General features: G+C 59.7%; 22 protein-coding genes. 10 read left to right on the top strand and 12 right to left on the bottom strand.

The genetic code is table 11. From position 1 onward, the window contains the following. Positions 1-202 precede the first annotated feature (202 nt). The 4 genes from pssA to FHK95_RS13315 all read right to left on the bottom strand — a co-directional run bounded on the left by pssA (position 203) and on the right by FHK95_RS13315 (position 4,462). Positions 203-1,051, bottom strand: a complete 849-nt coding sequence (pssA, locus tag FHK95_RS13330) for a CDP-diacylglycerol--serine O-phosphatidyltransferase (protein WP_150305120.1) — start codon at positions 1,049-1,051, stop codon at positions 203-205. 117 nt (positions 1,052-1,168) lie between these two features. Then, positions 1,169-2,185 (bottom strand): ketol-acid reductoisomerase, encoded by a 1,017-nt coding sequence (ilvC, locus tag FHK95_RS13325; protein ID WP_150305119.1) that lies wholly within the window; start codon positions 2,183-2,185, stop codon positions 1,169-1,171. A 59-nt stretch (positions 2,186-2,244) separates the two neighbouring features. Beyond that, positions 2,245-2,736, bottom strand: coding sequence for an acetolactate synthase small subunit (ilvN, locus tag FHK95_RS13320; protein WP_150305118.1), 492 nt, complete (start codon positions 2,734-2,736; stop codon positions 2,245-2,247). 1 nt (position 2,737) lies between these two features. Then, positions 2,738-4,462 carry an acetolactate synthase 3 large subunit gene (locus tag FHK95_RS13315; protein ID WP_150305117.1) on the bottom strand — a complete coding sequence of 575 codons (1,725 nt, stop codon included), beginning with the start codon at positions 4,460-4,462 and terminating at the stop codon, positions 2,738-2,740. A 413-nt stretch (positions 4,463-4,875) separates the two neighbouring features. Between FHK95_RS13315 and FHK95_RS13310 the strand changes: the two genes are divergently transcribed. Beyond that, positions 4,876-5,304, top strand: coding sequence for a DUF4124 domain-containing protein (locus tag FHK95_RS13310; protein ID WP_150305116.1), 429 nt, complete (start codon positions 4,876-4,878; stop codon positions 5,302-5,304). Here FHK95_RS13310 and FHK95_RS13305 read toward each other — a convergent pair whose 3' ends face one another. The 3 genes from FHK95_RS13305 to mrcB form a co-directional block, all read right to left on the bottom strand. Continuing rightward, the gene (locus FHK95_RS13305; RefSeq protein WP_328592947.1) at positions 5,305-5,637 is read right to left on the bottom strand and encodes a YqcC family protein; all 333 of its coding nucleotides are present in this window, start codon (positions 5,635-5,637) and stop codon (positions 5,305-5,307) included. After that, positions 5,634-6,284, bottom strand: a complete 651-nt coding sequence (locus FHK95_RS13300) for a tetratricopeptide repeat protein (protein ID WP_408003622.1) — start codon at positions 6,282-6,284, stop codon at positions 5,634-5,636. Before FHK95_RS13300 ends, FHK95_RS13305 begins: the two co-directional genes overlap by 4 nt. Positions 6,285-6,345: 61 nt before the next feature. Continuing rightward, positions 6,346-8,673: a penicillin-binding protein 1B gene (gene mrcB, locus FHK95_RS13295; RefSeq protein WP_150305114.1), complete on the bottom strand. Its 2,328-nt coding sequence runs from the start codon at positions 8,671-8,673 to the stop codon at positions 6,346-6,348. Between the two features lie 123 nt (positions 8,674-8,796). On the opposite strand from mrcB, the gene FHK95_RS13290 reads away from it, so the two are divergent. The 3 genes from FHK95_RS13290 to FHK95_RS13280 all read left to right on the top strand — a co-directional run bounded on the left by FHK95_RS13290 (position 8,797) and on the right by FHK95_RS13280 (position 11,754). Beyond that, entirely contained in the window at positions 8,797-10,344 is a 1,548-nt protein-coding gene (locus FHK95_RS13290; RefSeq protein ID WP_150305113.1) for a bifunctional aminoglycoside phosphotransferase/ATP-binding protein, read from the top strand. A 193-nt stretch (positions 10,345-10,537) separates the two neighbouring features. Further along, entirely contained in the window at positions 10,538-10,804 is a 267-nt protein-coding gene (locus tag FHK95_RS13285; protein ID WP_150305112.1) for a TfoX/Sxy family protein, read from the top strand. 158 nt (positions 10,805-10,962) lie between these two features. After that, complete coding sequence (locus FHK95_RS13280) at positions 10,963-11,754, top strand: cyclic nucleotide-binding domain-containing protein (protein ID WP_150305111.1); 792 nt, start codon at positions 10,963-10,965, stop codon at positions 11,752-11,754. Positions 11,755-11,888: 134 nt separating this feature from the next. On the opposite strand, the gene FHK95_RS13275 is transcribed toward FHK95_RS13280, so the two are convergent. Genes FHK95_RS13275 through FHK95_RS13265 form a run of 3 tightly spaced genes read right to left on the bottom strand, consistent with a single transcriptional unit; the run spans position 11,889 to position 14,606 of the window. Further along, a complete protein-coding gene (locus FHK95_RS13275; protein WP_235906779.1) occupies positions 11,889-12,749 on the bottom strand; it encodes a ChaN family lipoprotein in 861 nt (286 codons plus the stop codon). Between the two features lie 49 nt (positions 12,750-12,798). Next, positions 12,799-13,560, bottom strand: coding sequence for a heme ABC transporter ATP-binding protein (locus FHK95_RS13270; RefSeq protein WP_150305109.1), 762 nt, complete (start codon positions 13,558-13,560; stop codon positions 12,799-12,801). Continuing rightward, positions 13,560-14,606 carry a FecCD family ABC transporter permease gene (locus FHK95_RS13265; protein WP_150305108.1) on the bottom strand — a complete coding sequence of 349 codons (1,047 nt, stop codon included), beginning with the start codon at positions 14,604-14,606 and terminating at the stop codon, positions 13,560-13,562. Before FHK95_RS13265 ends, FHK95_RS13270 begins: the two co-directional genes overlap by 1 nt. Before the next feature lie 117 nt (positions 14,607-14,723). Here FHK95_RS13265 and FHK95_RS13260 point away from each other — a divergent pair, with 117 nt between their 5' ends. After that, positions 14,724-15,074, top strand: a complete 351-nt coding sequence (locus FHK95_RS13260) for a Rieske (2Fe-2S) protein (protein ID WP_150305107.1) — start codon at positions 14,724-14,726, stop codon at positions 15,072-15,074. Between the two features lie 37 nt (positions 15,075-15,111). Here the strand turns inward: FHK95_RS13260 and sfsA are convergent, their stop codons facing one another. After that, on the bottom strand, positions 15,112-15,813 hold the full coding sequence (gene sfsA / locus FHK95_RS13255; RefSeq protein ID WP_150305128.1) for a DNA/RNA nuclease SfsA: 702 nt from the start codon (positions 15,811-15,813) through the stop codon (positions 15,112-15,114). Then, positions 15,813-16,991: a pyridoxal phosphate-dependent aminotransferase gene (locus FHK95_RS13250; RefSeq protein ID WP_150305106.1), complete on the bottom strand. Its 1,179-nt coding sequence runs from the start codon at positions 16,989-16,991 to the stop codon at positions 15,813-15,815. Before FHK95_RS13250 ends, sfsA begins: the two co-directional genes overlap by 1 nt. 220 nt (positions 16,992-17,211) lie before the next feature. Between FHK95_RS13250 and dksA the strand changes: the two genes are divergently transcribed. From dksA to FHK95_RS13225, 5 genes are all read left to right on the top strand, one after another. Beyond that, complete coding sequence (gene dksA / locus FHK95_RS13245; protein WP_150305105.1) at positions 17,212-17,652, top strand: RNA polymerase-binding protein DksA; 441 nt, start codon at positions 17,212-17,214, stop codon at positions 17,650-17,652. A 73-nt stretch (positions 17,653-17,725) separates the two neighbouring features. Further along, positions 17,726-18,622, top strand: a complete 897-nt coding sequence (gene gluQRS / locus FHK95_RS13240) for a tRNA glutamyl-Q(34) synthetase GluQRS (protein WP_150305104.1) — start codon at positions 17,726-17,728, stop codon at positions 18,620-18,622. Between the two features lie 55 nt (positions 18,623-18,677). Further along, a complete protein-coding gene (locus tag FHK95_RS13235) occupies positions 18,678-18,854 on the top strand; it encodes a hypothetical protein (protein WP_150301413.1) in 177 nt (58 codons plus the stop codon). Next, positions 18,844-21,786 (top strand): sensor histidine kinase, encoded by a 2,943-nt coding sequence (locus tag FHK95_RS13230; protein WP_328592946.1) that lies wholly within the window; start codon positions 18,844-18,846, stop codon positions 21,784-21,786. The genes FHK95_RS13235 and FHK95_RS13230 overlap by 11 nt, the downstream gene beginning before the upstream one ends. 31 nt (positions 21,787-21,817) lie before the next feature. Then, positions 21,818-23,233 (top strand): sigma-54-dependent transcriptional regulator, encoded by a 1,416-nt coding sequence (locus FHK95_RS13225; RefSeq protein WP_150305102.1) that lies wholly within the window; start codon positions 21,818-21,820, stop codon positions 23,231-23,233. Positions 23,234-23,379: the final 146 nt, after the last annotated feature.

The following is a 23,379-nucleotide window of genomic DNA, read 5'->3' as shown; positions in this document are numbered from 1 at the left end:
ACCCTGATGAGTCTCCTCATCGCTGCGAACAACCGGTCCAGCCAGCCCTTCGCAGAGCGGCGCATTCTACGCCTTCTCTCCAGCCTGTCAACCTCTAAATTATCGCTAACTTATTGATTGCAAAGCGCTTATTCCGTAGCACCACGACTTGAGAGAGGCGCATTATAGGCCTCTGAGTAAAGCCGTCAACCCTTTTCTAATACTAAAGCTCACCCGAATCCGGCTTGGCACCTGGACGACTCTGTTTACGCAGCCGCCACAACATAAGTACCGGACCCGACAGCGTATAGGCAATGAAGATCAGCCAGAGGATTCGCGATGGATCGGTCGACACCACTGCAAAGCCGAGCACCACCAACAGAATGACAAAGAAAGGCACCCGCCCCTTCATGTCCAGATCTTTGAAACTGTGGTATTTGATATTGCTTACCATCAGCACGCCAGCCAGCGCAGTAATCAGGCCGACCAGCAATGCAATGTCCCCGCCATCGACGCCAAAATCACTGAGCGCCCATACCATGCCTGCCACCAGGCCGGCTGCGGATGGACTAGCCAGGCCAGTGAAGTAGCGTTTGTCCTCATCGCCAATATGGGTGTTGAAGCGTGCAAGGCGCAATGCGGCCCCCGCGACGTAGATAAACGCAAAGACCCAGCCGGCCTTACCCAGATCAGCTAACGCCCAGCTGAAAGCGACGAGCGCCGGCGCGACGCCGAATGCCACCATGTCGGATAACGAATCAAACTCGGCGCCAAACGCGCTCTGGGTGTTCGTCATGCGTGCAACGCGACCATCCAACCCGTCCAGCACCATCGCCACAAAGATGGCTATCGAGGCATTGGCAAAGTTGCCGTCCATTGCACTGATGATGGCGTAGAAGCCTGAAAAAAGGGCTGCCGTGGTGAAAAGGTTCGGCAGAAGGTAGATACCCCGATGGCGAATCTTCTTCCCATCAGGCCCTCGCTCTTCCTCGACATGTTCATCAATAGGTAAAAGCAGGCTTGGTATCTCTTCATCGCCGTGCTTCTTGTCGTGCTCTAGATTGTCGCTCATGTTGTTACCTTACAACGGTACCGGAAATGACAGTGTGGCAACTCGTCCTGCAAATGGCTACTGAACAGACACAAAAAACGCGGCCAGAGCCGCGTTTCCCGAGTACTGACAGAGCTATCAGTTCTTATCTTTATCAACGATCTTGTTAGCGGAGATCCACGGCATCATGCCGCGCAGCTTCTCGCCAACCTGCTCGATAGGATGCGCCGCGTTGTTGCGACGGGCAGCCGTCATCGAAGGATAGTTGTGCGCGCCTTCAGCAATGAACATCTTCGCGTACTCGCCGCTCTGGATGCGCTTCAGTGCGTTACGCATCGCTTCGCGGGACTCGGCATTGATCACTTCAGGACCGGTGACATACTCACCGTACTCGGCGTTATTGGAGATCGAGTAGTTCATGTTGGCGATGCCGCCTTCGTACATCAGGTCGACGATCAGCTTCAATTCATGCAGGCACTCGAAATAAGCCATTTCCGGCTCATAACCTGCCTCGACCAGCGTCTCGAAACCAGCCTTGACCAACTCGACAGCGCCACCGCACAGTACGGCCTGCTCACCGAACAGATCGGTTTCAGTCTCGTCCTTGAACGTTGTCTCGATGATGCCGGTACGGCCGCCGCCGATCCCGCTTGCGTAGGACAGGGCCAGATTCTTGGCGTTGCCGGAAGCATCCTGGTAGATCGCGATCAGATCAGGGATACCGCCGCCCTTGGCGAACTCGGTACGCACGGTGTGACCCGGAGCCTTCGGCGCGACCATGATCACGTCGAGATCCTTACGAGGGACGATCTGGTTGTAATGGATCGCAAAGCCGTGGGCGAAGGCCAGAGTAGCGCCCTGCTGCAGGTTCGGCTCGATCACGTCCTTGTATAACTGCGCCTGGAATTCATCAGGAGTCAGGATCATGACCACGTCAGCTCCGGCAACCGCGGCCGGCACGTCGGTAACCTTCAGACCATGCGCTTCGGCCTTGGCCACGCTTGACGATCCGGCACGCAGGCCAACAGTAACGTCGACGCCCGAGTCTTTCAGGTTGCACGCATGGGCGTGGCCCTGCGAACCGTAGCCGATGACGGCGACTTTCTTGCCCTGGATTAGGCTCAGATCACAATCTTTATCATAAAAAACGTGCATGTAATTCCCCTGTTACGGTGCGGGCCCAGCCGGGCCCTGCTGACAAATTTCAGAAATCTTCAGATACTCAGGACTTTCTCGCCACGGGCGATACCTGATACCCCTGTGCGCACAACTTCTATAACCGCCGCAGGTCCGACCGCCTCGATAAAGCTGTCCAGCTTATCGGAGGTGCCTGCCAGCTGCACGGTATAAACGCTACTGGTCACATCAACGATCTGGCCACGGAAGATATCCGTCGTGCGCTTGACCTCGGCGCGCTGTGCGCCCGTTGCCTTGATCTTGACGAGCATCAGCTCACGCTCGATGTGTGCGCCCTCGGACAGATTGACCAGCTTCACAACCTCGATCAGCTTATTGAGGTTCTTGGTGATCTGTTCGATAACCTCATCATGACCGACAGTGGTCAGGGTAAGGCGCGACAGCGTCGGATCTTCAGTCGGAGCGACGGTGAGCGTTTCGATGTTGTAGTTGCGCTGCGAAAACAGACCTACCACACGGGACAGTGCACCGGGTTCGTTCTCCAGAAGTACGGAAATGATGTGTCTCATGTCAGGTGCGCTCCGTCTTGCTCAGCCACATATCACGCATCGACCCATCCTTGATGTGCATCGGATAAACGTGCTCGCTGTCGTCTACGCGGATATCCATGAACACCAGACGCTTGCGGTTGGCGAACGCCTCCTCCATGGCCGGCTTCAATTCCTCCGGCTTGTCCACGCGCATACCGACATGCCCATAGGATTCAGCCAGTTTGATGAAATCAGGCAGCGACTCCATATAGGAATGCGAATAACGGCTGTCGTACTGCATATCCTGCCATTGGCGCACCATGCCCAGAGCACGGTTGTTCAGGGTAATGATCTTCACCGGCAAATCGTATTGCAGACAGGTCGACAACTCCTGAATGTTCATCTGGATGCTGCCCTCGCCGGTTACACAGGCGACCTGCGCATCCGGGTAATGCAGTTGAACACCCATTGCGGCCGGCAATCCGAAGCCCATGGTTCCAAGCCCACCGGAATTGATCCAGCGATTGGGCTTGTTGAACGGATAATACTGGGCAGCGAACATCTGGTGCTGGCCCACATCGGACGAAACATAGGCGTCACCTTCAGTGACCTCCCACAGCGTTTCGATAACCGACTGCGGCTTGATGATAGAGCCGTCACCCTTGTCGTACGGGAACAACCCGCCACCGCCACGCCATTCGTCAACCTGCTTCCACCAACTGGCCATCACTTCCTTGGTTGGACGCAAATTGAATTCGCGCGTGGTGGCGAGCATTTCATTCAGCACGCCATCAACCGGCCCGACGATCGGAATATCCGCATGAATGGTCTTGGAGATGGACGCCGGATCGATATCCACGTGAATGATCTTGGCATTCGGACAGAATTTGGCGGCACCGTTGATAACCCGGTCATCGAAGCGCGCGCCGACACACAGCACCACGTCAGCATGGTGCATCGCGACGTTGGCAACATAGCTACCGTGCATACCCAGCATGCCGAGGAATTGGCGGTCACTACCGGGGTAGGCACCCAACCCCATCAGTGTATTGGTAACCGGAACGTTCAATTCACGGGCCAGCTCGGTCAATTGCGCCGAGGCTCCGCCCAGGATGACACCGCCGCCCGAGTAGATAATCGGACGCTTGGCCTCTGCCAGCATATCGAGCGCTTTGCGGATCTGACCCGAGTGACCGCGAACAGCCGGATTGTAGGAGCGCAGCTTGACCTTCTTCGGGTAGCTGTACTCGAACTTCTCCGCCGGGTTGGTCATGTCCTTGGGGATATCCACGACAACCGGACCCGGACGACCCGACTGGGCGATATAGAACGCCTTCTTGATAACTTCAGGAATCTCGCGCGGGTCCTTGATCATGAAGCTGTGCTTCACGATAGGCCGGGAAACACCCATCATGTCGGTTTCCTGGAACGCATCAGTGCCGACCATATCGCTCGCGACCTGGCCGGAGATGACTACCATCGGAATGGAGTCCATGTAGGCTGTCGCGATACCGGTGATGGTATTGGTTGCGCCTGGGCCGGACGTTACCAGCACTACCCCGGCTTTGCCGGACGCGCGCGCATAGCCATCAGCCATATGGGCCGCGGCCTGCTCGTGGCGCACCAGAATGTGCACGACGTCATCCTGGCGGAAGATCGCATCATAGATATGCAGCAGGGCACCGCCAGGGTACCCGTAAATATATTTAACCCCTTCGTCACGCAATGAGCGGACGACCATCTCAGCGCCGGATAAAAGCTCCACTTAGAATCACCTCTAGCTTGCCGCCCATCAAGGAGTGGGCAGCAGGGTACCTGTTTACTGCTCGGCAGAGCATTGGCAACGGTGGTTGCCATGCGTCAGCTTGACTACGTGCATCGGAGACAGCCCTTGGTTACCGAACCGTCTCACCCAGCGCGAGGTAGCGCGTGCGGGTGCCAGGCCAGGAGTTGGCGGGGTCTCGCCTCCTGGATTGAGCAACAAAGCGCTGCGCCCGGATACCGAGTAGGTCCCGATAGCGACGCGCTTATGAGAACCACGAATTGTTTACACTCGAGCGCAAAAAGTCAATCAAGTTGAGACAAAAGCATGCGGTTATCGCCCGCGATATACCTGGCCAGCTGCGATTGGCTTATAGTAGGAGCTCGCTGACGCGCACACCAAGGAAGGAGACTTGCATGTACAAGATGTTGACTGTGCTGAGCCTTGCACTGCTCTGCTCAAATGCCATTGCAGTATCGATGTACCAATGGACCGACGACCGCGGCGGATCGCAGTTTGGCCAACAGCCCCCGGCTGATCGACCTTACCGTATTGTCGATATCAATACCCCGCCTCCACCGGGCGGTGTTCTGCGTGAGCGCCAACCGTTACCACCCATTGAGGCCAAGGCCCCGCAGGACCCGGATGAGCGCGCGGCAAACCGTGCGCGGGAAGCCGAGCTCCAGCGCCATTGCGAGCAGCTGAACAAGAATCTCGAGACTCTGGTGAACAATCCCAGACTGACCCGGACCAGCGCCTCGGGCGAGGTCGAACGAATCGGGGAGGACGAGCGGCAGAAGATGATCCTCGATGCCCGAAACGGGCTTGAGGAGCGCTGTAACTGATCAGGCGAGTCTGGCGGCCAAGCCGTCAATGCGCGTCAGAATCGCCACCAAGGTATAGCGGCGACGGCCCATCCAGGCCAGCGCCTCCTCCCCCATGGGCGCGATACTGAAAGCCCCCGGCAGACTGCGCCCCTGCTGGATGATCGCCGTCATGCGCGGCACGAAGATCCACTGCAACCACTGCTCGAAACCGAGCGTATCGACGCAAAACGGTTGCTGACTGGCGAGCAGCTCGGCATCCGGCGGACTCTGCGCCCACAGACCCAAGCCGCGTAGTTCTCGCTCCAGATCGAGAATGGCATCGGCCATGTCATTCCAGAGCGGATCGGTCACAGCTGAACCCGTGCTCGTTCCCGCGCCTCGGCAGCACCCGCGCGGTTGCCCTGCTTATCCCGCGCTTCGGCTATCAGGTTCCACAGCCCGGCCTGTAGCGTTGGACGATCCGCAGCATAGGCAAGCCCGCGCTGCGCCAGCTGCTCTGCCTGGGCTGCGTCGCCCTGAGCCAGCCGCACCTGGGCCAATCGATACAGCACTTGCGGCTCGCGCGGAGCAATACGCATGGCACGCTCCAGGCTTGCCGATGCGCTACCCAGATCGCCGCGACCTTCCTGATCACGGGCTACCGTCAACAGCGCCAGAACCGGTCCGTCCAGCTGCTCGTCGCCCTGAAGCGCACCGTTCGAGCTGGCCGGAGCCTGGGCAGGTGCGGACTGCGCTGGCTGCTGACTGGGCTGCTGCGCTGGCTGAGGCTCGCTCTGCGGCCAAGAAGGCTGACCATCCAGCGGATAGGATTCGATCGCCCGCGAGCCACCTGCATCGTCTGGCACCATGACCACCACGCTGCTTTCCTCAGGCTCAGCCACCGGTTGCTGCTGCACCGGTTGCCGACCAGCGCCCACACGCATCTCTTCGCTGGACACTGAACGTCCCGCATCAACCACCGGAACCGTGCCACCTGTACCGGCGCAACCGGCCAGTATCATCACGCACCCGGCAAGCAGGCCGAACCGCTCATATCGCATCATTTAATCCTCTTTTGACTCATGGCAACCAGCCACGAATAACATCCAATACTCGATTCGCACCATCTTTGACCGTCTCAGTGTCAATCAGCGGCCGACAGCCTGGTCCCGGCAATGGCGCGAAGCCCTTCCGGAACGGCTCTTCGATACTGCCCGGACAACTCGGATCACTGCCCTGCCCTGTCAACGGATCGATCCAGGCCATATCCACACCTGCGGGCGGCGTGGCGGAAAGCCCCTGCGGATGCGCGTCACGCATGAATGCGCTCCATACCTGCAAAGCGCCCGTGGCGCCCGTCAGCCGCGTTGCACCGTTGTCGTCCCGACCGAGCCAGGCCACCGCAAGCAGATCCTGCGAGTAGCCGGCAAACCAGCTGTCGCGCAGATCATTGGTGGTGCCCGTCTTGCCCGCCAGGCGCACCGTAGACGGAATCAGATTATACGCCGATCGCCCGGTTCCTTCGGTCATAACCCGGATCATTGCTTCCTGCATCAGATAGATGGTCGCTGAATCGAAACGTTGTTGCACCGCGAATGGATAACGCCCCAACGGCTCGCCATCCGGCGCCAGCACGCTGCGGATAGACCGCAGTGGCGTATTGAAACCGCCATTGGCCAGCGTCTGGTACATATCGGTGACCTGCAGCGGCGTCATCGGCCCCGAGCCAAGCAGCATCGAAGGATAGGGGCGCCAGCCGTGCTGGACCCCCATACGCTCGATGGTCTTGAGCACTTCGGGCACGCCGACATCGATACCCAGCCGCACCGTAGCCTGGTTATATGAACGGCTCAACGCCACGTGCAACGGCACCAGCCCATGGCTCTCCCGACCATAATTTTGCGGCGTCCAGGTTTTGCCTGGCTCAGCCTCGAGTGTGATCGGAGAATCATCAATTGGCGTGATCAGCGAATACCGCTGCGGCTGCTCCAGCGCGGTGAGGAAGACCGCAGGCTTGACGAGCGAGCCGATGGGCCGCGAGGCGTCGAGGGCACGGTTGAATCCCGAGAATCTCGGATCGCGCCCACCCACCAGCGCCAGCACCTCACCAGTCTGGGCACTGGTCACCACCATCGCGCTTTCCATTTCAACATCGCCCGGGGCCGGCCCCAACCGCTTCAAGGTGGTCTCCACCGCCCGCTCGGCCTTGTTCTGCAGCACCGGATCGAGGCTGGTAAAGATACGCAACCCTTCGCTGGTCAGATCTTCATCGCGATACTCTTCACGCAACTGGCGCTTGATCAGATCCATGAACGCTGGATAGCTGGTGTCAGTCAGTCGGCCGCGCGCCGCTACATCAAGCGGCTTGGCGATAGCGGTCTGTGCATGCTGCTCACTGATCACCCCCTGTTCTGCCAGCATGCCGATGACCAGGTCACGACGCTGCTTGGCGCGCTCGGGTTGCCGGCGCGGGTTGTAGAACGATGGACCCTTGACCATCCCCACCAGTAACGCGACCTGATGCAACTCGAGTTCACGCAGCGGCTGCGCAAAGTAATACTGGCTAGCCAGGCCGAAGCCGTGTACCGCCCGCCGACCATCCTGACCCAGGAACACCTCGTTGAGATAAGCCTCAAGGATATCTTCCTTGGAATAGTGCAGCTCCAGCAGCACCGCCATGATGGCTTCGTTGGCCTTGCGCAGCAGGCTCCGCTCGCTGGTCAGGTAGAAGTTTTTCACCAGCTGCTGGGTCAGGGTACTGCCGCCCTGCACGACCCCGCCGGCCTTCATGTTGACGTAGGCCGCCCGCAGGATACCCTTGGGCGACACACCGAAGTGCTGGAAGAACTCCCGATCCTCGACAGCTACCAGCGACTCGACCAGATACGGCGGCGATTCCTGCAGCTGAATCAGAACGCGATCTTCATTATGAGCAGGGTAAATCCCCCCGATCATCAACGGCTCGAGCCGCGCCATGACCAGATTGCCGTGACCCGCGAGCCCGGCAACCTGATTGCCATCGAACCGCACGCTAACGTGTTGGGCGGGCTCGTCGCCTTCGGAAAACGCAAAGCCGCGCGTATGCACGTCGACGCGACTGCCTGCTACCGATACCTGCCCGGGCGAACGCGCCGCCTGAGCGGTCCGATAACCAAGCGCTTCGAGCTCGGCAAGGAAGTCCTCCTTGCTCAACTGCTGCCCGGCGAACAGCTCAAGCGGCCTGGCATATACCTTGGCCGGCACCGCCCAGCGCTTGCCGGAAAACTTTTCCTGCACCACCGCGTCCAGATAGATCACCAGGCCGCCAAACAAGACCAATGCGACCAGCCCCAGCTTGAAGATCCAGCCAGACCAGCGCTTCCAGAAGCCGGCCTTCTTGGCCGCCCGTCCCCTGCGTTTTCTTCCCATAACGTTCCCAACCACCCCGTAACCGATGCAACCGCCTGATTCGTCGGCGGATATAGCGAAGGTTGGCCTGCAGCCTACCAACCTTCATAATGCTGCTGTTGTCAGTCCAAGCAAGGATACACCGTGAGCCAGACACTGCTGAACGCACTGCAAGATCCTGCCCTGTACGATCATCCGGTTTCCGGATTTACGCTGATGGAGACCCATATTTCCTGGGTGTTGCTGACCGGCGACTATGTCTACAAGATCAAGAAGCCGGTCAATTTCGGTTTCCTTGATTATTCGAGCCTTGAGCAAAGGGCCCATTTCTGCAAGGAAGAGCTGCGCCTCAACCGTCGCCTCGCCCCCGACCTGTACCTCGACGTCATCCCGGTTCGCGGCAGCGAAAGCGCGCCAACTCTGACCGGCGACGGCCAGATCATCGAGTACATGGTCAAGACGCGTCAGTTCAGACAAGAAGACCTGCTCGGCAATATGCAGCGAGCCGGCACCCTTACCGCAGACCACATCGACTCGCTGGCCCAGACGCTGGCGGACTTCCATGGCCGCATTGATTGCGCCGCGCTCGACTCAACCTGGGGCGAACCCGAGCAGGTGCATGCGCCAGTCGCGCAGAATTTCGAGCACATACGCTCAATGCTGACCGACGCCGAGCAGCTTGCACAGATCGAGCAGCTGGAGCTGTGGGCGCATAGTACATTCCAGCGGCTGATTCCCCAACTGGCCCAGCGCAAAGCAGAGGGATTCGTCCGCGAATGCCACGGCGACATCTATCTGGATAATGTCACTATGGTGGACGGCAAAGTGACCCTGTTTGACTGCATCGAGTTCAACGAGGCGTTCCGCTGGATCGATGTCATGAGCGATGTCGCCTTTATGGCCATGGACATCGAAGACCGCGGGCTGCCGACGCTGGCCCAGCGCTTCATCAATGCCTACCTGGAACATACCGGGGATTATGCCGGCTTACTGGTGTTGAATTATTACAAGGCCTACCGCGCGATGGTCAGAGCCAAAGTCGCCTTGCTGCGCCTCGGCCAACCGGGAATCAGCGACAACGAGCGCGACGATGTCATGGCGCGCTTCCAGAGCTACGCCGACCTAGCCGAAAGCTACACGCATATTCCGCAGCGCTTCGGCCTGCTCATGCATGGTGTGTCGGGTTCCGGGAAAAGCACACTCACTGGCCAACTGGTCGAGCATCTGGGCGTTATCCGCCTACGCTCGGATATCGAGCGCAAGCGACTGTTTGGCAGCGACGGTGCAGGCAAGCTCGACGCCGATCTCTACGCCCCCGAGCGCAGTCAACAGACCTATGCCCGCCTGGGAGCGCTGGCCGCCCAGGTACTTGCCGCTGGCTATCCAGTAGTCGTCGACGCTACCCACCTCAAGCGCAGCCAGCGCGCGCTGATCCGGGACAGCATCGAAGAGCAAGGCGCGCCTTGCCTGATCATCGAATGCAAGGCGCCACTGGAAACCATTGAAACCTGGATTGCCAAACGGGCCGAAGCCGGCAGCGACCCCTCGGATGCGACCATCGATGTCGTGCGTCACCAGCTCGACACCATGGACGCGCTCGATGAAGAGGAATCCCGGCACAGCCTGACAGTTCAGACGCACGAGAACCGGAATATCGAGGATCTCATTGCCAGTCTGCGCAAGCGCATCTGATGCCGCGATGAGCCACCGCCCCCTGACTGTACGGAACTGACAGGGGGCACTACACTGGATTCGGGAACCAATAAAAAGAAGCCCCGAATCATGCAATCACCTCATATACCGGACCGGTCATCGGTCCAGCTGTTGTCGCGCTATTTCAGCCTCACCCTGCCGGGCCCCATTCCATCGGTCACGCGGGGTAGCCATGCACAATGATGAGCTGCTGAGGTTGCGTAACCTCGGCAAAACCTCCACCCAGTGGCTGCATGCAACCGGTATCCACAATCTGGAAGAGTTGCGCCGGCGCGGGCCGGTGGGCTGTTATTGTGCCGTACGCGCCCGTGGCTTTCGCGCGTCCAAGGCGCTACTGTTTGCCATTGCTGGCGCACTGCAGGATGTTCACTGGAATCAGCTTGATCCAGCTTATAAAGCGCAATTGCTCGATCAGCTACGCAAGGAAGAAAAACCCTGAAGGCGGCAAAGTGAGAACCCGCTCACACTTTCAGGCTTTGTCTGACCGCAGCCTGACTGTCGGCCATTTATATTAGACGGCGCGCTGCAGAATCTGGACCGCCGCAGAGCCTCTAGTGCCGGGAGCGGCATTAGCATTAATCAAAAGGAATTTCTTGAATGTATCTCATTGGTGACCAGCCTCCCTACGCTGAAAAACTGATCAGCGACCTGCAGCGCATTCCAGAGCAACTACTGGTCGGCCTGGAACCCTGTGACGCCACAGTGCATCTCGATTCGGTGGATGACCTGTATCGCAGCATCGGCAACAACCGGCTCTATCTGCTCAAACGCGGTCTGCTGCATGCCATGATTGATGGCAAACCGCTTTTTTACGTGCAGGAAGGCGATCTCATCGGGCTGCGCCAGGGGCTGAGCACAGCGCCCTGCATCTACATGAGTGATGAACCCCTGGAGTTGGTTCCCTTCGACCGCGAGGCGCTGTTCAAGCACATCCACGCCAGCAGCAAGCGCCAGGAACAATTCACACAGTATATTCTCGGGCAGGCGGCGCTTATGTCAGACGCGTTGGCACATAACAAACCCGCGGAAATCAGACCCGTAACCGGCTTCCAGCACTTCGACGCCGGCGTCGAACTGATTCGCCAGGGTGACGATGCAGACCATGTATTCATCATCACCGAGGGCCACGCTGAAGCCTTCGTCGAGGGCATCAAGGTCGGGGACGTGCAGAAGGATGAGATTTTCGGGGCCATGGCGCTGTTCACCCGGGAGAAACGCTCGGCAACCGTGATCGCCAGCGCGCCGACCACTGTCATGATGATTCCGAAGGATCAGTTTCTGGCCTTGATGCAAAGCAATCCGCGTATAGCGCACAGCCTGATCGAAAGCATGGCGCGGCGCATCGATCTAATGAACAAGGAACTCAGCCACTACAAGCGGATGAAATAAATCAGCCCGATCGCTTGACATGATAATGAGAACGATTACTATTAGCACAAGCCATCGCGAGGTGGCCCGATAACAGGATGTCGCGAGACAACTGGTTATCTCCTCATCAGGCTAATCACGGATATTTGACCCGCTCATTGAGCGGGTCTTTTTTTGTCCGCCGCCTCGGCAGCATCGTCCCAGTCTGCGCAGTAGTCCTGTCGCTCCTGTGCCGCTGTCAACCAAACGTAGTCAGCCTGGGCTGCATCGGGCAGAGTTTGTCCCGCCTCGGTCAGCACCACCACCACCGGTGCGCTGCCCTGTGGCCAATGCAGCGGGGCACCGAGATCCTTACGTACGTGAAAATGACCTGCCAGGAGCAGAGCGGGTTGCTCTGCGGCGTGCAGCGCCTCGGCCATGCGCTGGTCACGGGCCTGCTGGATACTGATCATCGCCGGAAAATGCTCTTCGGAGAGCTTGCCACAGTGCGATTCGGTGATCGTCTCGTGTAATAGTGCACGGGCCTGCTCGCTGTAGACCTCACCCAGCGGGACCGGGATGCGATAGCGCTGCTTCATCTCGTCTTCCGAGATATTGGCCGCGAGTAACTGACGCGGTTCGCTCAGTCCCCACCGCACCAGATCGCCATACTGATCCCAGTCCCAACCAGGCGACCAGTTCAGCGTCGCGCGCAGCGTTTCGTCATCAGGCAGCTCTGGATTGTGCAGCAGCGCATCCACCTGTTCCTGTTGCTCAGGCGCCAGCATTTCCATGAGCAGGGCAGCCTGCGGACGCCGCTCTGCCAGTTCATTCAGCAGCCATAATTGCAGCTGATGATGATCGGCGTTGTCATGCTTCTCGCCGACCAGCACCTGCGGCGCGTCCGCCAGTGCCTCGACAAGTGTGGCGGGGCTGATCCATTCACCTGTCGCGGAGTTCTTCACCTGTCCAACCCGTGGGTGATCGTGTTGCAAGGGGCTGATCCATTCCGGCAGCGGCTTTGCCAGTGCATTCATACAGAACAATCCCGCGGCCAAACCTACCACCAATGCATTCATCTTCACCTCAGACGATTATCAACGGGCTATTCTGGGTTGGGTGCCGCGTGACCTGCACGGATACGGCGAAGACCTGCGCAATCCGCTCCGCCTGCAACACGTCCCAGGGCGTTCCCAATGCGGCCATCGCACCGCGATCGAGCAACAGGATACGGTCAGCATACCGGGCGGCAAGGTTCAAATCATGCAATACCACCAGCACCGCGCCGCCGTCAGCAGCGATGCGCTGCGCCTGCTCAAGAATCAGTTGCTGATGGGCCAGATCCAGCGAAGCCGTCGGCTCATCCATGATCAGACATGCCTGCTCCGTTTCCCAGATCTGCGCCATGACGCGCGCCAGATGAACGCGCTGCCGCTCGCCCCCCGACAGTTTGAGATAGCTTCGCTTGGCAAGATGGGTGACGTCCGCAGCGCACATCGCTTCGCTGACGATACGTCGGTCACTTTGTAGCCCGGTGTCATGTGGCATCCGACTCATCGCCACGACTTCCTCGGCGGTGAAGGCAAATGCCAGGGACGACGCCTGCGGTAGCACTGCAAGGCGGGTCGCCAGTTCACCGAGCGGCCAGTCCAGCAAGGGTCGCCCAGCCAGACGGACCTCACCGGCCGCAGGCGATAGCTCCCCCGCCAGAGTGCCCAGCAACGTGCTCTTACCGGCGCCGTTGGTTCCGAGCACCACCAGCACCTCTCCCGAGTGCAGCTCAAAGTCGATATTGCTGAGAACGGTCGTGCCGCCGCGGGCACAACTCAGGGCAGCGGCCTGCAGCATCAGACACCTCCGTTGCGTTGGGCACGCAGCAGCAATGCAAGGAAAAACGGCGCGCCGAGCAAGGCGGTGAGTATCCCCAACGGCAATTCCGCTGGCGCAACGACCAGGCGCGCCGCCACATCCGCCAGCAACAGCAATCCCGCGCCCAGCAACATAGAGGCAGGCAGTACGTAGCGATGATTGGCGCCGACCATCAACCTGACCAGATGCGGAACCACCAGGCCAACAAACCCGATCAGCCCTGCCGCGGCGACGCAGGCACCCACCCCCAGAGCCGTCAGCAGCACCAGTTCACGCTTGACACGCTGGACGTCGATGCCGAGATGACGCGCCTCGGACTCGCCCAATAACAGGGCATTGAGCGCCTTGGCCTGGCGCGGCAAGCGCCACCAGACCAGCGCGCAGCAGAGCGCCAGCATGCCCACCCGCTCGAAATTGGCGCTGCCCAGGCTACCCATATTCCAGAACACCAGTGTGCGCAGCATCGCATCGTCGGCCAGGTAGCTGAGCAGTCCGATAAAGGCGCCGCTGATCGCGGCGATCGCAATACCGGCCAACAGCATGCTGGCCACTGATGTGCCTTGCACGGACTGCCCCAGCCGGTACACCAGCCAGGTCGTCAACGCGCCGCCAATGAAGGCTCCGAACACCGTGGCGTAGGGCAACAATGCGTCAGGCATCAACGCCAACCAGGGTCCGCCCAACACCAGTATCAGCGCGACGCCCAGTGCCGCGCCGCTGGATACGCCAATCAGTCCGGGATCAGCCAGAGGATTTCGAAACAATCCCTGCATTGCCGCGCCGGTCAGCGCTAGCGTCGCCCCCACCAACAGCCCCATCAAGGTGCGCGGCAGGCGTATCTGCTCGATGATGAGTTGCGTTTCGACGGTAGTCTCAAGCGGCAGAACCAGGCTGGTCAGCACCCGAAGGGTATCGCCCACAGGAATCACCACCGCGCCGAGTGCCAGCGACAGCAGTATCGCCAGCGCCAGCAGGACGCCAAGCAGCACCATGACTATCACCCTCAGCCGACGCGCAGCATCCATCTGTTGTCCTTTCACCTTTGACTGATTGGCAGCGCCTGAACCGGCCTGCCCCGCGGTGGCCACAAGGTACCAGTATTGCTGCTGGCCGTCAGGCGGGGCAATGGGGATAATCGGCCCATGACCGATCACAACCAATACCGAACGCCCCGTGCGCTGTGCCGACTGGATGAGCTGTCCGATCCTGGCAGCAAAGGCTTTGTCGACGGTGCAAATGGTATTCTGGTAGTGCGCCAGGGTACCGATGTATTCGTTTACGAAAATCGATGCCCGCACCGCGGCATTCCGCTGGAATGGGTGCCCGACCAGTTTCTCGACAGCTCCGGCCGGTTGATCCAGTGCGCCACGCATGGCGCGTTGTTCCTGCCGGAAAGCGGCGAATGTGTCGCCGGTCCCTGCAGCGGCGCCTCGTTGCGCAAGCTGGCCAGTTATGTGCAGAGCGGCGTTGTGTGGCTTGGTAAAGCCGGCTGACTCAGCTTTACCAACGCTCCATCCGTCCGCTTTGCCCTTAGAGAACGACTGGCAACTGCCCCGCCACGTTCAGCCCTTCCGGCTGAGGTAACACCGACCAGGCGATGACTTCCACGCCTTTCTCGGCGGCTTGACGGAGCAGCCTGCCATACACCGGATCAATCTCATCCGCCGGTCGAACCGAACGGATGCCGCTGTGCATCACACAGAATAACAGGCACGCGCGGCGGCCGGTTTCCACCACCTCGATCAGCTCCTTCAGATGTTTTTGTCCGCGCAGACTGACCGCATCGGGGAAAGCACCTTCGCCCTGCCCCAGCGCCAGCGTGACGCTTTTGACCTCTACCACGCATTCGCCGGGCGCGCTGAGCAGGAAATCGAAACGGCTCGCACCGGGAATCAGGGTGACCTCCGGACGTATATGCCCAAAGCCGCTCAGCGGACCTATTGCGCCCGCCGCCAGCGCCGCTCCGACGATCTTGTTAGCCCGCGCACTGTGAATACAGGCCAGCTCTCCGGGCGCCGTTTCGACCAGCTCCCAGGTGCCGGGCAGCGTGCGCCCCGGCTTGTTGACCATCCGTACCCACACCCGACTTCCGGGTTCGCCGCAATGCTTCATTGACCCCGTATTCGGGCAATGAACGGTCAGCTCTCGACCGTCAGCGAGCAGCACATCGGCAAGAAAACGCTTATAGCGTTTGACCAATACACCCTCGGTGAGCGGCGATTCAAAGGGAATCAGCATGCGCGCCAGCTCTGCAATCCGCGAGCGATGCGTTCAACGGCCTGCTCTAGGCGCGGCAGCGAGGTGGTGTAGGCAAAGCGTACGTGCTGAGCGGCCCGATACTCACCGAAATCCAGGCCGGGCGTCACTGCGATATGCTCGGTTTCGATCAGATGCTGACACAGCGCTGCGCTGTCGCCGCCGAATGCGCTGGTATCTGCGTATAGATAGAAGGCGCCATCCGGCGTGACCGGCACATCGAAACCCAGCTCGCGAACGGCCGGCAGCAGAAAGTCGCGACGCTTGTGAAATGCCTCGCGCCTTGCTTCACAGATGTCCATGCTCTCGTCACCGAACGCAGCCAGCGCCGCGATCTGCGCCATGTGCGGCGCGCAGATATAAAAGTTCTGTGCCAGCTTCTCCAGTTCCGGGATCGCCGCTTCTGGCGCAACCAGCCACCCCAGGCGCCAGCCGGTCATGCCGAAGTACTTCGAGAAACTGTTCAGCACAAAGGCGTCAGGCGCCACTTCGAGCGCAGACACGGCGTCGCAGCCATAGGTCAGGCCATGGTAGATCTCGTCGACAATCAGCGAACCGCCCAGACGCCGGGTCACCTCGGCGAGGCCAGTTAGCTGAGCGCGGTCCAGCAACGTACCGGTCGGATTGGAAGGCGACGCCGCCAACACTGCTACCGTTTGCGGGTCCCAAAAGTGCTCGACCATCTCGGGCGTCAATTGATAGTCCGTGTCGGCACCCACCGGTATCAAGCGGGTATGCCCTTCTACCAGGCGCAGGAAATGTCTGTTGCAGGGATAGGCCGGGTCGGCCATCAGTACGTTCCGGCCGGGATCCACCAGTAACGCGCTGATCAGCAGCAAGGCGGCTGAACCACCCGGTGTGATGACCACACGACGTGGATCGAGATCGATACCGTAGCGGCTGGCGTACAGTCCCGCGACGGCTTCGCGCAAGGCCGGGATGCCCAGCGCGGAGGTGTATCCGGTGCGGCCATCGGCGAGTGCCGCCTGCCCCGCACGTATGATCGGGGCGGGCGTAACGAAGTCCGGCTCGCCAATCTCCATATGGATGACATCGTGCCCCTGCGCCGCTAGCGCCTGGGCGCGCGCCAGCACGGCCATCACGTGAAAAGGCTGGATATCCCGCGCCCGTTGCGTCCAGCGATACTGCTGCATTCTCATCTCCCGGCTCAGTGCTACATCGAAGCGCGGATGATACCGCCGATGGCGCCACGCTACAGCCCACCTGCACGCTGACGGGCCTTCTGGCGTCAAACAGTAGCTTACGGTACAAGGTTCTGGTAGCTTTGCCGGCTGCAAACCACCGGCCGCCTCCACAGGGACTGTTTCGGTGGCGACCCGGTCAGATTGATTGAGCAAAAGTGAGGCGGTTCCCATGCCCAGCAATGTCAAAGAAAAAACACAATTGTTACGCGGCTTTGTTCCTTATAAGGAAGAAAAGGGCGAGGAATACATGAGTGAGCGTCAGCTTGCTCATTTCACCAGCATCCTCGATACCTGGAAAAAGCAATTGATGGAGGAAGTGGACCGTACTGTTTCGCATATGCAGGATGAAGCAGCCAACTTCCCCGATCCGGCCGATCGCGCCAGCCAGGAAGAAGAGTTCAGCCTGGAGCTGCGTGCCCGCGACCGCGAGCGCAAGCTGATCAAAAAGATCGATCAGACCCTACTGCGCATCGAAGATGATGACTACGGTTTCTGTGATTCCTGTGGCGTGGAAATCGGTATCCGCCGCCTGGAAGCGCGCCCCACCGCCACGCTTTGCATCGACTGCAAGACACTGGCGGAAATCAAGGAAAAGCAGATCGGCGGCTGATAGTCCCTCCTCCCTCTGGCGACGCATAAGGATTAGCGTTGCCAGAAGGTTTCCCTGACACAGGCCCCGCAGCATGCATGCCAAGCCTTACGTCGGACGCTTCGCTCCAACCCCCAGTGGCCATCTGCACTTTGGCTCGCTGCTTGCAGCGCTCGCGAGTTACCTTGACGCACGTCACCACGCCGGCCGCTGGCTGGTGCGCATCGAAGACCTCGATCAACCACGCAACCTGCCAGGCGCAACTGATCACATCCTCAGCACGCTCGAGGCCTATGGTCTGGGATGGGATGGCGAGATCCTTCATCAAAGCCACAACCTCGAACGCTACAATCAGGTATTGAACGCTCTGATTGAGCGCGACCAGGCCTACTATTGCGACTGTTCGCGCAAGCTGGTTGCTGACCACGGCGGGATCTATCCCGGTTATTGCCGCGCGCGACATTTGCCTGCGGCGAGTAGCCATGCCATCCGCGTCCGCGTGCCTGACGAACAGATCGGACTGCGCGATCGCCTGCAGGGCGTCTTCAGCCAGAACTTGGCCACGGAGGTGGGTGATTTTGTGGTGCGTCGCCGCGATGGCATCATTGCTTATCAGCTCGCCGTGGTAGTCGATGACATCGATCAGGGCATTACCGACATCGTCCGCGGCGCGGACCTGCTCGATTCGACGCCGCGACAACTGTGGCTATACCGTCTGCTCAACGCCCACCCACCCAGCTATCTACATATCCCGTTGATCATGCGCCGGCAGGGTGAAAAGCTCAGCAAGCGGCTCGCTTCAGCGCCGATCACAACAGGCGATGCGTCTAACACGCTGTTTCGAGCATTGGCGGCACTAGCCCAACAACCGCCTGCGGTACTACGCAACGCGCCGGTCAGCGAACAGCTGGCATGGGGCACCGCACACTGGCAACCACAGCGGCTCCCGGCAGTGCAGCAGCTGCTTGAAGACAGTCTCCCACCGACGTGACTTGGCAAGCCCCTGCGCCCTGATTACCATCAGTCAACTTTGATACGGATGCGCCATGTATATTTACCGCTTGGTACTGTTGCTGGTGATCGGCATCTACCTGTTTTCTCCCGCAATCATGGACTGGTGGATTGAGCCCCAGGGCGCCTGGTACCGGCCCTATGTTCTGTGGTTGATTCTGATTATCGCCGGCATGCTTCTGCAAAGCCCGAAGGATACTGATGAGCTTTGACCTGGGACTGCTGCTGTTTATCAGCATCGCGTATCTGCTTACCTTGTTTGGCGTCGCCTGGATCACCGAAAAGGGCATGCTGCCGCGCGGCGTGCTGCATCACCCAGCTGTCTACACGCTGTCGCTCGGGGTGTATGCCAGCGCTTGGGCCTTTTACGGCACGGTGGGCCTGGCCTATCAATATGGTTACGGTTTTCTTACCTACTATTTAGGCCTCTGCGGCGCGTTCCTGCTGGCGCCCGTCTTGCTCAACCCGATCCTGCGCCTGACCCGCACCTACCAGTTATCCTCATTGGCTGACCTGTTCGCGTTCCGCTTCCGCAGCACCTGGGCCGGCACGCTGACCACCATCCTCATGCTGATCGGCGTGCTGCCGTTACTGGCCCTGCAGATCCAGGCCGTGGCCGACTCCGTGCAGATTCTGACCCGCGACCCGACGCAGCATTCAATCGCCCTCGGCTTCTGTGTGCTGATCACCCTGTTTGCCATTCTGTTCGGTGCACGGCATATCTCCAACCGGGAGAAACACGAAGGGCTGGTCATGGCGATCGCCTTCGAGTCGCTGGTCAAGCTGATCGCCATCGGCGCGGTGGGCCTGTATGCCCTGTTCGTGGTGTTTGATGGTCCATCCGGACTGGAAGACTGGCTGGCGAACAATCAACAGGCGCTAAAAACCCTGCACACGCCGCTGCAGGAAGGCCCATGGCGAACCTTGCTACTGGTATTCTTTGCCGCCGCCATCGTCATGCCGCACATGTACCACATGGCGTTTTCCGAAAACATCAATCCCAGGGCGCTTGCTACCGCCAGTTGGGGGCTACCGCTGTTCCTGTTGCTGATGAGCCTGGCCGTGCCGCCAATTCTGTGGGCCGGCCTGCACCTCAATGTCTCGACCAATCCGGAATACTTCACGCTGGGTCTGGGCGTTGCAGCAGGCGCCGACTGGCTGACGCTGCTGGCTTACGTGGGCGGTTTGTCCGCTGCCAGCGGGCTGATCATCGTGGTGACCCTGGCACTCTCCGGCATGGTGCTCAACCATATCGTGCTGCCGGTTTATCAGCCGAGCGCCGACAACAATATCTATCGCTGGCTACGCTGGACCCGTCGCACGCTGATCGCCGCTATCATCATGGCCAGCTACGGGTTCTACCGCATGCTGGGCGCGGAACAGGACCTGGCCAACCTGGGTATTGCCTCGTTCGTCGCCACGCTGCAATTCCTGCCTGGCGCCCTGTCGATACTCTACTGGCCACAGGCCAATCGCCGTGGATTCATCGGCGGTCTGCTCGCCGGGATGCTGGTCTGGGTCATCACCCTGCTGCTGCCATTGGTCACAGAATTACGCAGCCTGGAGCTGTTCGGTCTGGTATTGAATTTCAACGAAGACACCTGGCATTTCGCGACTATTGCCTCGCTCGCCGTGAACATTGTGGTGTTCACCCTGATCTCCCTGTTCACCCAGCGCTCGAATGAAGAGCGCAGCGCCGCTGAGGCCTGCGCGGTGGACAACGTCAGCCGCCCGCAGCGCATGGAGCTGGTGGCTAACTCCCCGCAGGAGTTCGCCCAGCAACTGGCCAAGCCCCTGGGGAACAAAACCGCGCAGAAAGAGGTGGAACAGGCCCTTAATGACCTGCAACTGCCCTTTGACGAGCGCCGCCCCTACGCGCTGCGCCGCTTGCGCGACCGTCTCGAGGCCAACCTGTCGGGGCTCATGGGACCAGCGGTCGCTCAGGAAATGGTGGAAACCTTCCTGCCCTTCAAGCTGGCCCGCGATGGCTATGTCACCCAGGACATTCACTTCATCGAGAATCGCCTGGAGGATTATCACTCCCGGCTGACCGGCCTGGCCGCCGAACTCGATGCGCTGCGCCGTTATCATCGCCAGACGCTGCAGGATCTGCCCATGGGCGTGTGTTCCCTGGCCAAAGACAGCGAAGTACTGATGTGGAATCGCGCCATGCAGGCGCTCACTGGCATTGAGGCTGACAGCGTCATTGGCTCACGCCTGGCGAACCTGCCAGCGCCGTGGAACAGCCTGTTAGAACGTCTGGTGGCCGACCAGTCAGCGCACTTGCACAAGCAGAAGCTGGTTATCAACGGCCACACGCAATGGCTGAACCTGCACAAGGCCGCCATCGACGAGCCGGGCAATCTTGGCAGCGGTCTGGTGCTATTGATCGAAGACCAGACCGAAACGCAGATGCTGGAAGACGAGCTCATTCACTCCGAGCGGCTGGCTTCCATTGGCCGACTTGCCGCCGGCGTAGCGCATGAAATCGGTAATCCGATCACCGGTATCGCCTGTCTCGCGCAGGAAATGCGCGAGGAGTCGGGCGAACCGGATACCCGGGAAATGGCCGAGCAGATCCTGGATCAGACACGGCGTGTCTCGCGCATCGTGCAGTCCATGGTCAATTTCGCCCATGTCGGCAGCCGCCATAACAACGCCAATGAACCGGTCGACCTGGCAGCCTGCACTAATGAAGCGATACATCTTCTGTCACTCAGCCGTAAGGGCCCTGATGTCAGATATGATAGCCTGTGTGATCCGAGTCATCTGGCCGCCGGCGACAGTCAAAGACTGGTGCAGGTAATGATCAACCTTCTGGGCAATGCCCGGGATGCCAGCAGTGACGGAGACACCATCACAATAAAGACCGTACAGGACGAGCATCAGGTTCTGCTTACAGTCGAAGACCAAGGTAGCGGAATCGACAAGGCGATCATGGCACGCCTGTTCGAGCCGTTTTTCACGACCAAGGAACCAGGGACAGGCACCGGCCTCGGATTGGCACTGGTCTATTCCATTATTGAAGAACATTACGGGCAAATCACCATAGATAGCCCGGCAGATGCAGCAACCATGCGCGGCACGCGGTTCACTATTACCCTGCCCCGCTATAGCGTATTGGGTAACGGCCCTGGTGCCTGACTTGGCCAGGCCGTGATCACAAGAGGTAGATATGTCACATATTCTGGTTGTTGAAGACGAAACCATCATCCGTTCGGCATTGCGACGGTTGCTGGAACGCCACCAATACCAGGTCAGCGAAGCGGGCGCAGTTCACGAGGCCGTCGAACGCTATAACCTCGATGATTTCGACCTGATCATCAGCGACCTGCGCCTGCCCGGCGAACCCGGCACCGAGCTGATCGCTAGAGCATCCGCGACGCCAGTACTGATAATGACCAGCTATGCCAGTCTTCGCTCAGCAGTCGATTCAATGAAGCTCGGCGCAGTGGATTACATCGCCAAGCCATTCGACAACGAAGAGATGCTGGCTGCGGTCGCACGCATTATCGAGGACCATAGCAAGCGGCTGGCACAGCCCGAACCTCAAGCAGCAGCACCGGACGGTCTCGGCGAGGCGGCCACAGTCGGCGACATGGGCATCATCGGCGACAGCTCATCCATGCAAACGCTGTTCAAACGAATCGGCAAGGTCGCACCTACCGACTCCACTGTTCTGATCCAGGGCGAATCCGGGACAGGCAAGGAACTGGTCGCCCGCGCCCTGCATGAACATTCCCCCCGTATCAAGGCACCGATGATCTCGGTTAACTGCGCCGCGATTCCGGAAACCCTGATTGAGTCCGAACTGTTCGGACACGAAAAAGGCTCTTTCACGGGCGCCACCGCCGGCCGTACCGGTCTGGTTGAAGCCGCTGACGGAGGAACACTGTTCCTCGATGAAATCGGTGAGCTGCCCCTGGAAGCACAGGCGCGTTTGCTGCGCGTGCTTCAGGAAGGCGAGATTCGACGCGTAGGGTCAGTGCAGTCACACAAGGTTAATGTACGACTGGTCGCCGCCACCCACCGCGACCTCAAGACGCTGGCCCGCCAGGGCCTGTTCCGTGAAGATCTGTATTACCGGCTGAACGTCATCGAACTGCGGCTGCCGCCCCTGCGCGAGCGTGGCGACGACGTCATGCTGATCGCCGAAGCATTGCTGCGCCGCGCTGCCAAGAAGATGGGCTTGAGTGGTCTGCACTTCAGTCGTGAAGCAGCAGACAGCATTCGTCAGTACAACTGGCCGGGTAACGTCCGCGAACTGGAGAATGCAATCGAGCGCGCCGCCATTCTCTGTGACGAGGATGAAATATCCACTGACCTGCTCGGCATCGAACTGGATCCGGAATACCAGCGCGCTTCGGAAGCCGCCAGCGCGCTGGAGACCATGCGCCATGCAACACCCAAAGCGCAGCAGGATCCCACCGAGGACCTGTCGCTCGAAGATTATTTTCAACACTTCGTGCTCGAGCACCAGGTCCATATGACCGAAACCGAGCTGGCCAACAAGCTTGGCATCAGTCGCAAATGCCTGTGGGAACGTCGCCAACGCCTGGGCATCCCGCGCAAGAAAACCGCCAGCAGCTGACATCCGACGACAAAAGACCCGCTTCGAGCGGGTCTGTTACCTGTTACCCCACCCCACATCCGCAAAACTGTTACCCCTACCCGAATTTACGTAACACCAGAACGGGTTGATTGGTAACGAATCCCGTACCCGCTCACCTCATCGCA

It is taken from the genome of Pseudomonas saliphila, assembly GCF_008638345.1.
Classification (GTDB): Bacteria; Pseudomonadota; Gammaproteobacteria; order Pseudomonadales; family Pseudomonadaceae; genus Halopseudomonas; species Halopseudomonas saliphila.
The sequence above is the reverse complement of the archived record's forward strand: the minus strand, read 5'-3'. Positions and strand labels throughout refer to the sequence as shown.

Bases quoted from the DNA above. Each gene is read 5' to 3' on its own strand.
- pssA (WP_150305120.1), bottom strand. From the start codon at position 1,051: ATGAGCGACAATCTAGAGCACGACAAGAAGCACGGCGATGAAGAGATA.
- ilvC (WP_150305119.1), bottom strand. From the start codon at position 2,185: ATGCACGTTTTTTATGATAAAGATTGTGATCTGAGCCTAATCCAGGGC.
- ilvN (WP_150305118.1), bottom strand. From the start codon at position 2,736: ATGAGACACATCATTTCCGTACTTCTGGAGAACGAACCCGGTGCACTG.
- FHK95_RS13310 (WP_150305116.1), top strand. From the start codon at position 4,876: ATGTACAAGATGTTGACTGTGCTGAGCCTTGCACTGCTCTGCTCAAAT.
- mrcB (WP_150305114.1), bottom strand. From the start codon at position 8,673: ATGGGAAGAAAACGCAGGGGACGGGCGGCCAAGAAGGCCGGCTTCTGG.
- FHK95_RS13285 (WP_150305112.1), top strand. From the start codon at position 10,538: ATGCACAATGATGAGCTGCTGAGGTTGCGTAACCTCGGCAAAACCTCC.
- FHK95_RS13280 (WP_150305111.1), top strand. From the start codon at position 10,963: ATGTATCTCATTGGTGACCAGCCTCCCTACGCTGAAAAACTGATCAGC.
- FHK95_RS13275 (WP_235906779.1), bottom strand. From the start codon at position 12,749: ATGAATGCACTGGCAAAGCCGCTGCCGGAATGGATCAGCCCCTTGCAA.
- FHK95_RS13270 (WP_150305109.1), bottom strand. From the start codon at position 13,560: ATGCTGCAGGCCGCTGCCCTGAGTTGTGCCCGCGGCGGCACGACCGTT.
- FHK95_RS13265 (WP_150305108.1), bottom strand. From the start codon at position 14,606: ATGGATGCTGCGCGTCGGCTGAGGGTGATAGTCATGGTGCTGCTTGGC.
- FHK95_RS13260 (WP_150305107.1), top strand. From the start codon at position 14,724: ATGACCGATCACAACCAATACCGAACGCCCCGTGCGCTGTGCCGACTG.
- FHK95_RS13250 (WP_150305106.1), bottom strand. From the start codon at position 16,991: ATGCAGCAGTATCGCTGGACGCAACGGGCGCGGGATATCCAGCCTTTT.
- dksA (WP_150305105.1), top strand. From the start codon at position 17,212: ATGCCCAGCAATGTCAAAGAAAAAACACAATTGTTACGCGGCTTTGTT.
- gluQRS (WP_150305104.1), top strand. From the start codon at position 17,726: ATGCATGCCAAGCCTTACGTCGGACGCTTCGCTCCAACCCCCAGTGGC.
- FHK95_RS13235 (WP_150301413.1), top strand. From the start codon at position 18,678: ATGTATATTTACCGCTTGGTACTGTTGCTGGTGATCGGCATCTACCTG.
- FHK95_RS13230 (WP_328592946.1), top strand. From the start codon at position 18,844: ATGAGCTTTGACCTGGGACTGCTGCTGTTTATCAGCATCGCGTATCTG.
- FHK95_RS13225 (WP_150305102.1), top strand. From the start codon at position 21,818: ATGTCACATATTCTGGTTGTTGAAGACGAAACCATCATCCGTTCGGCA.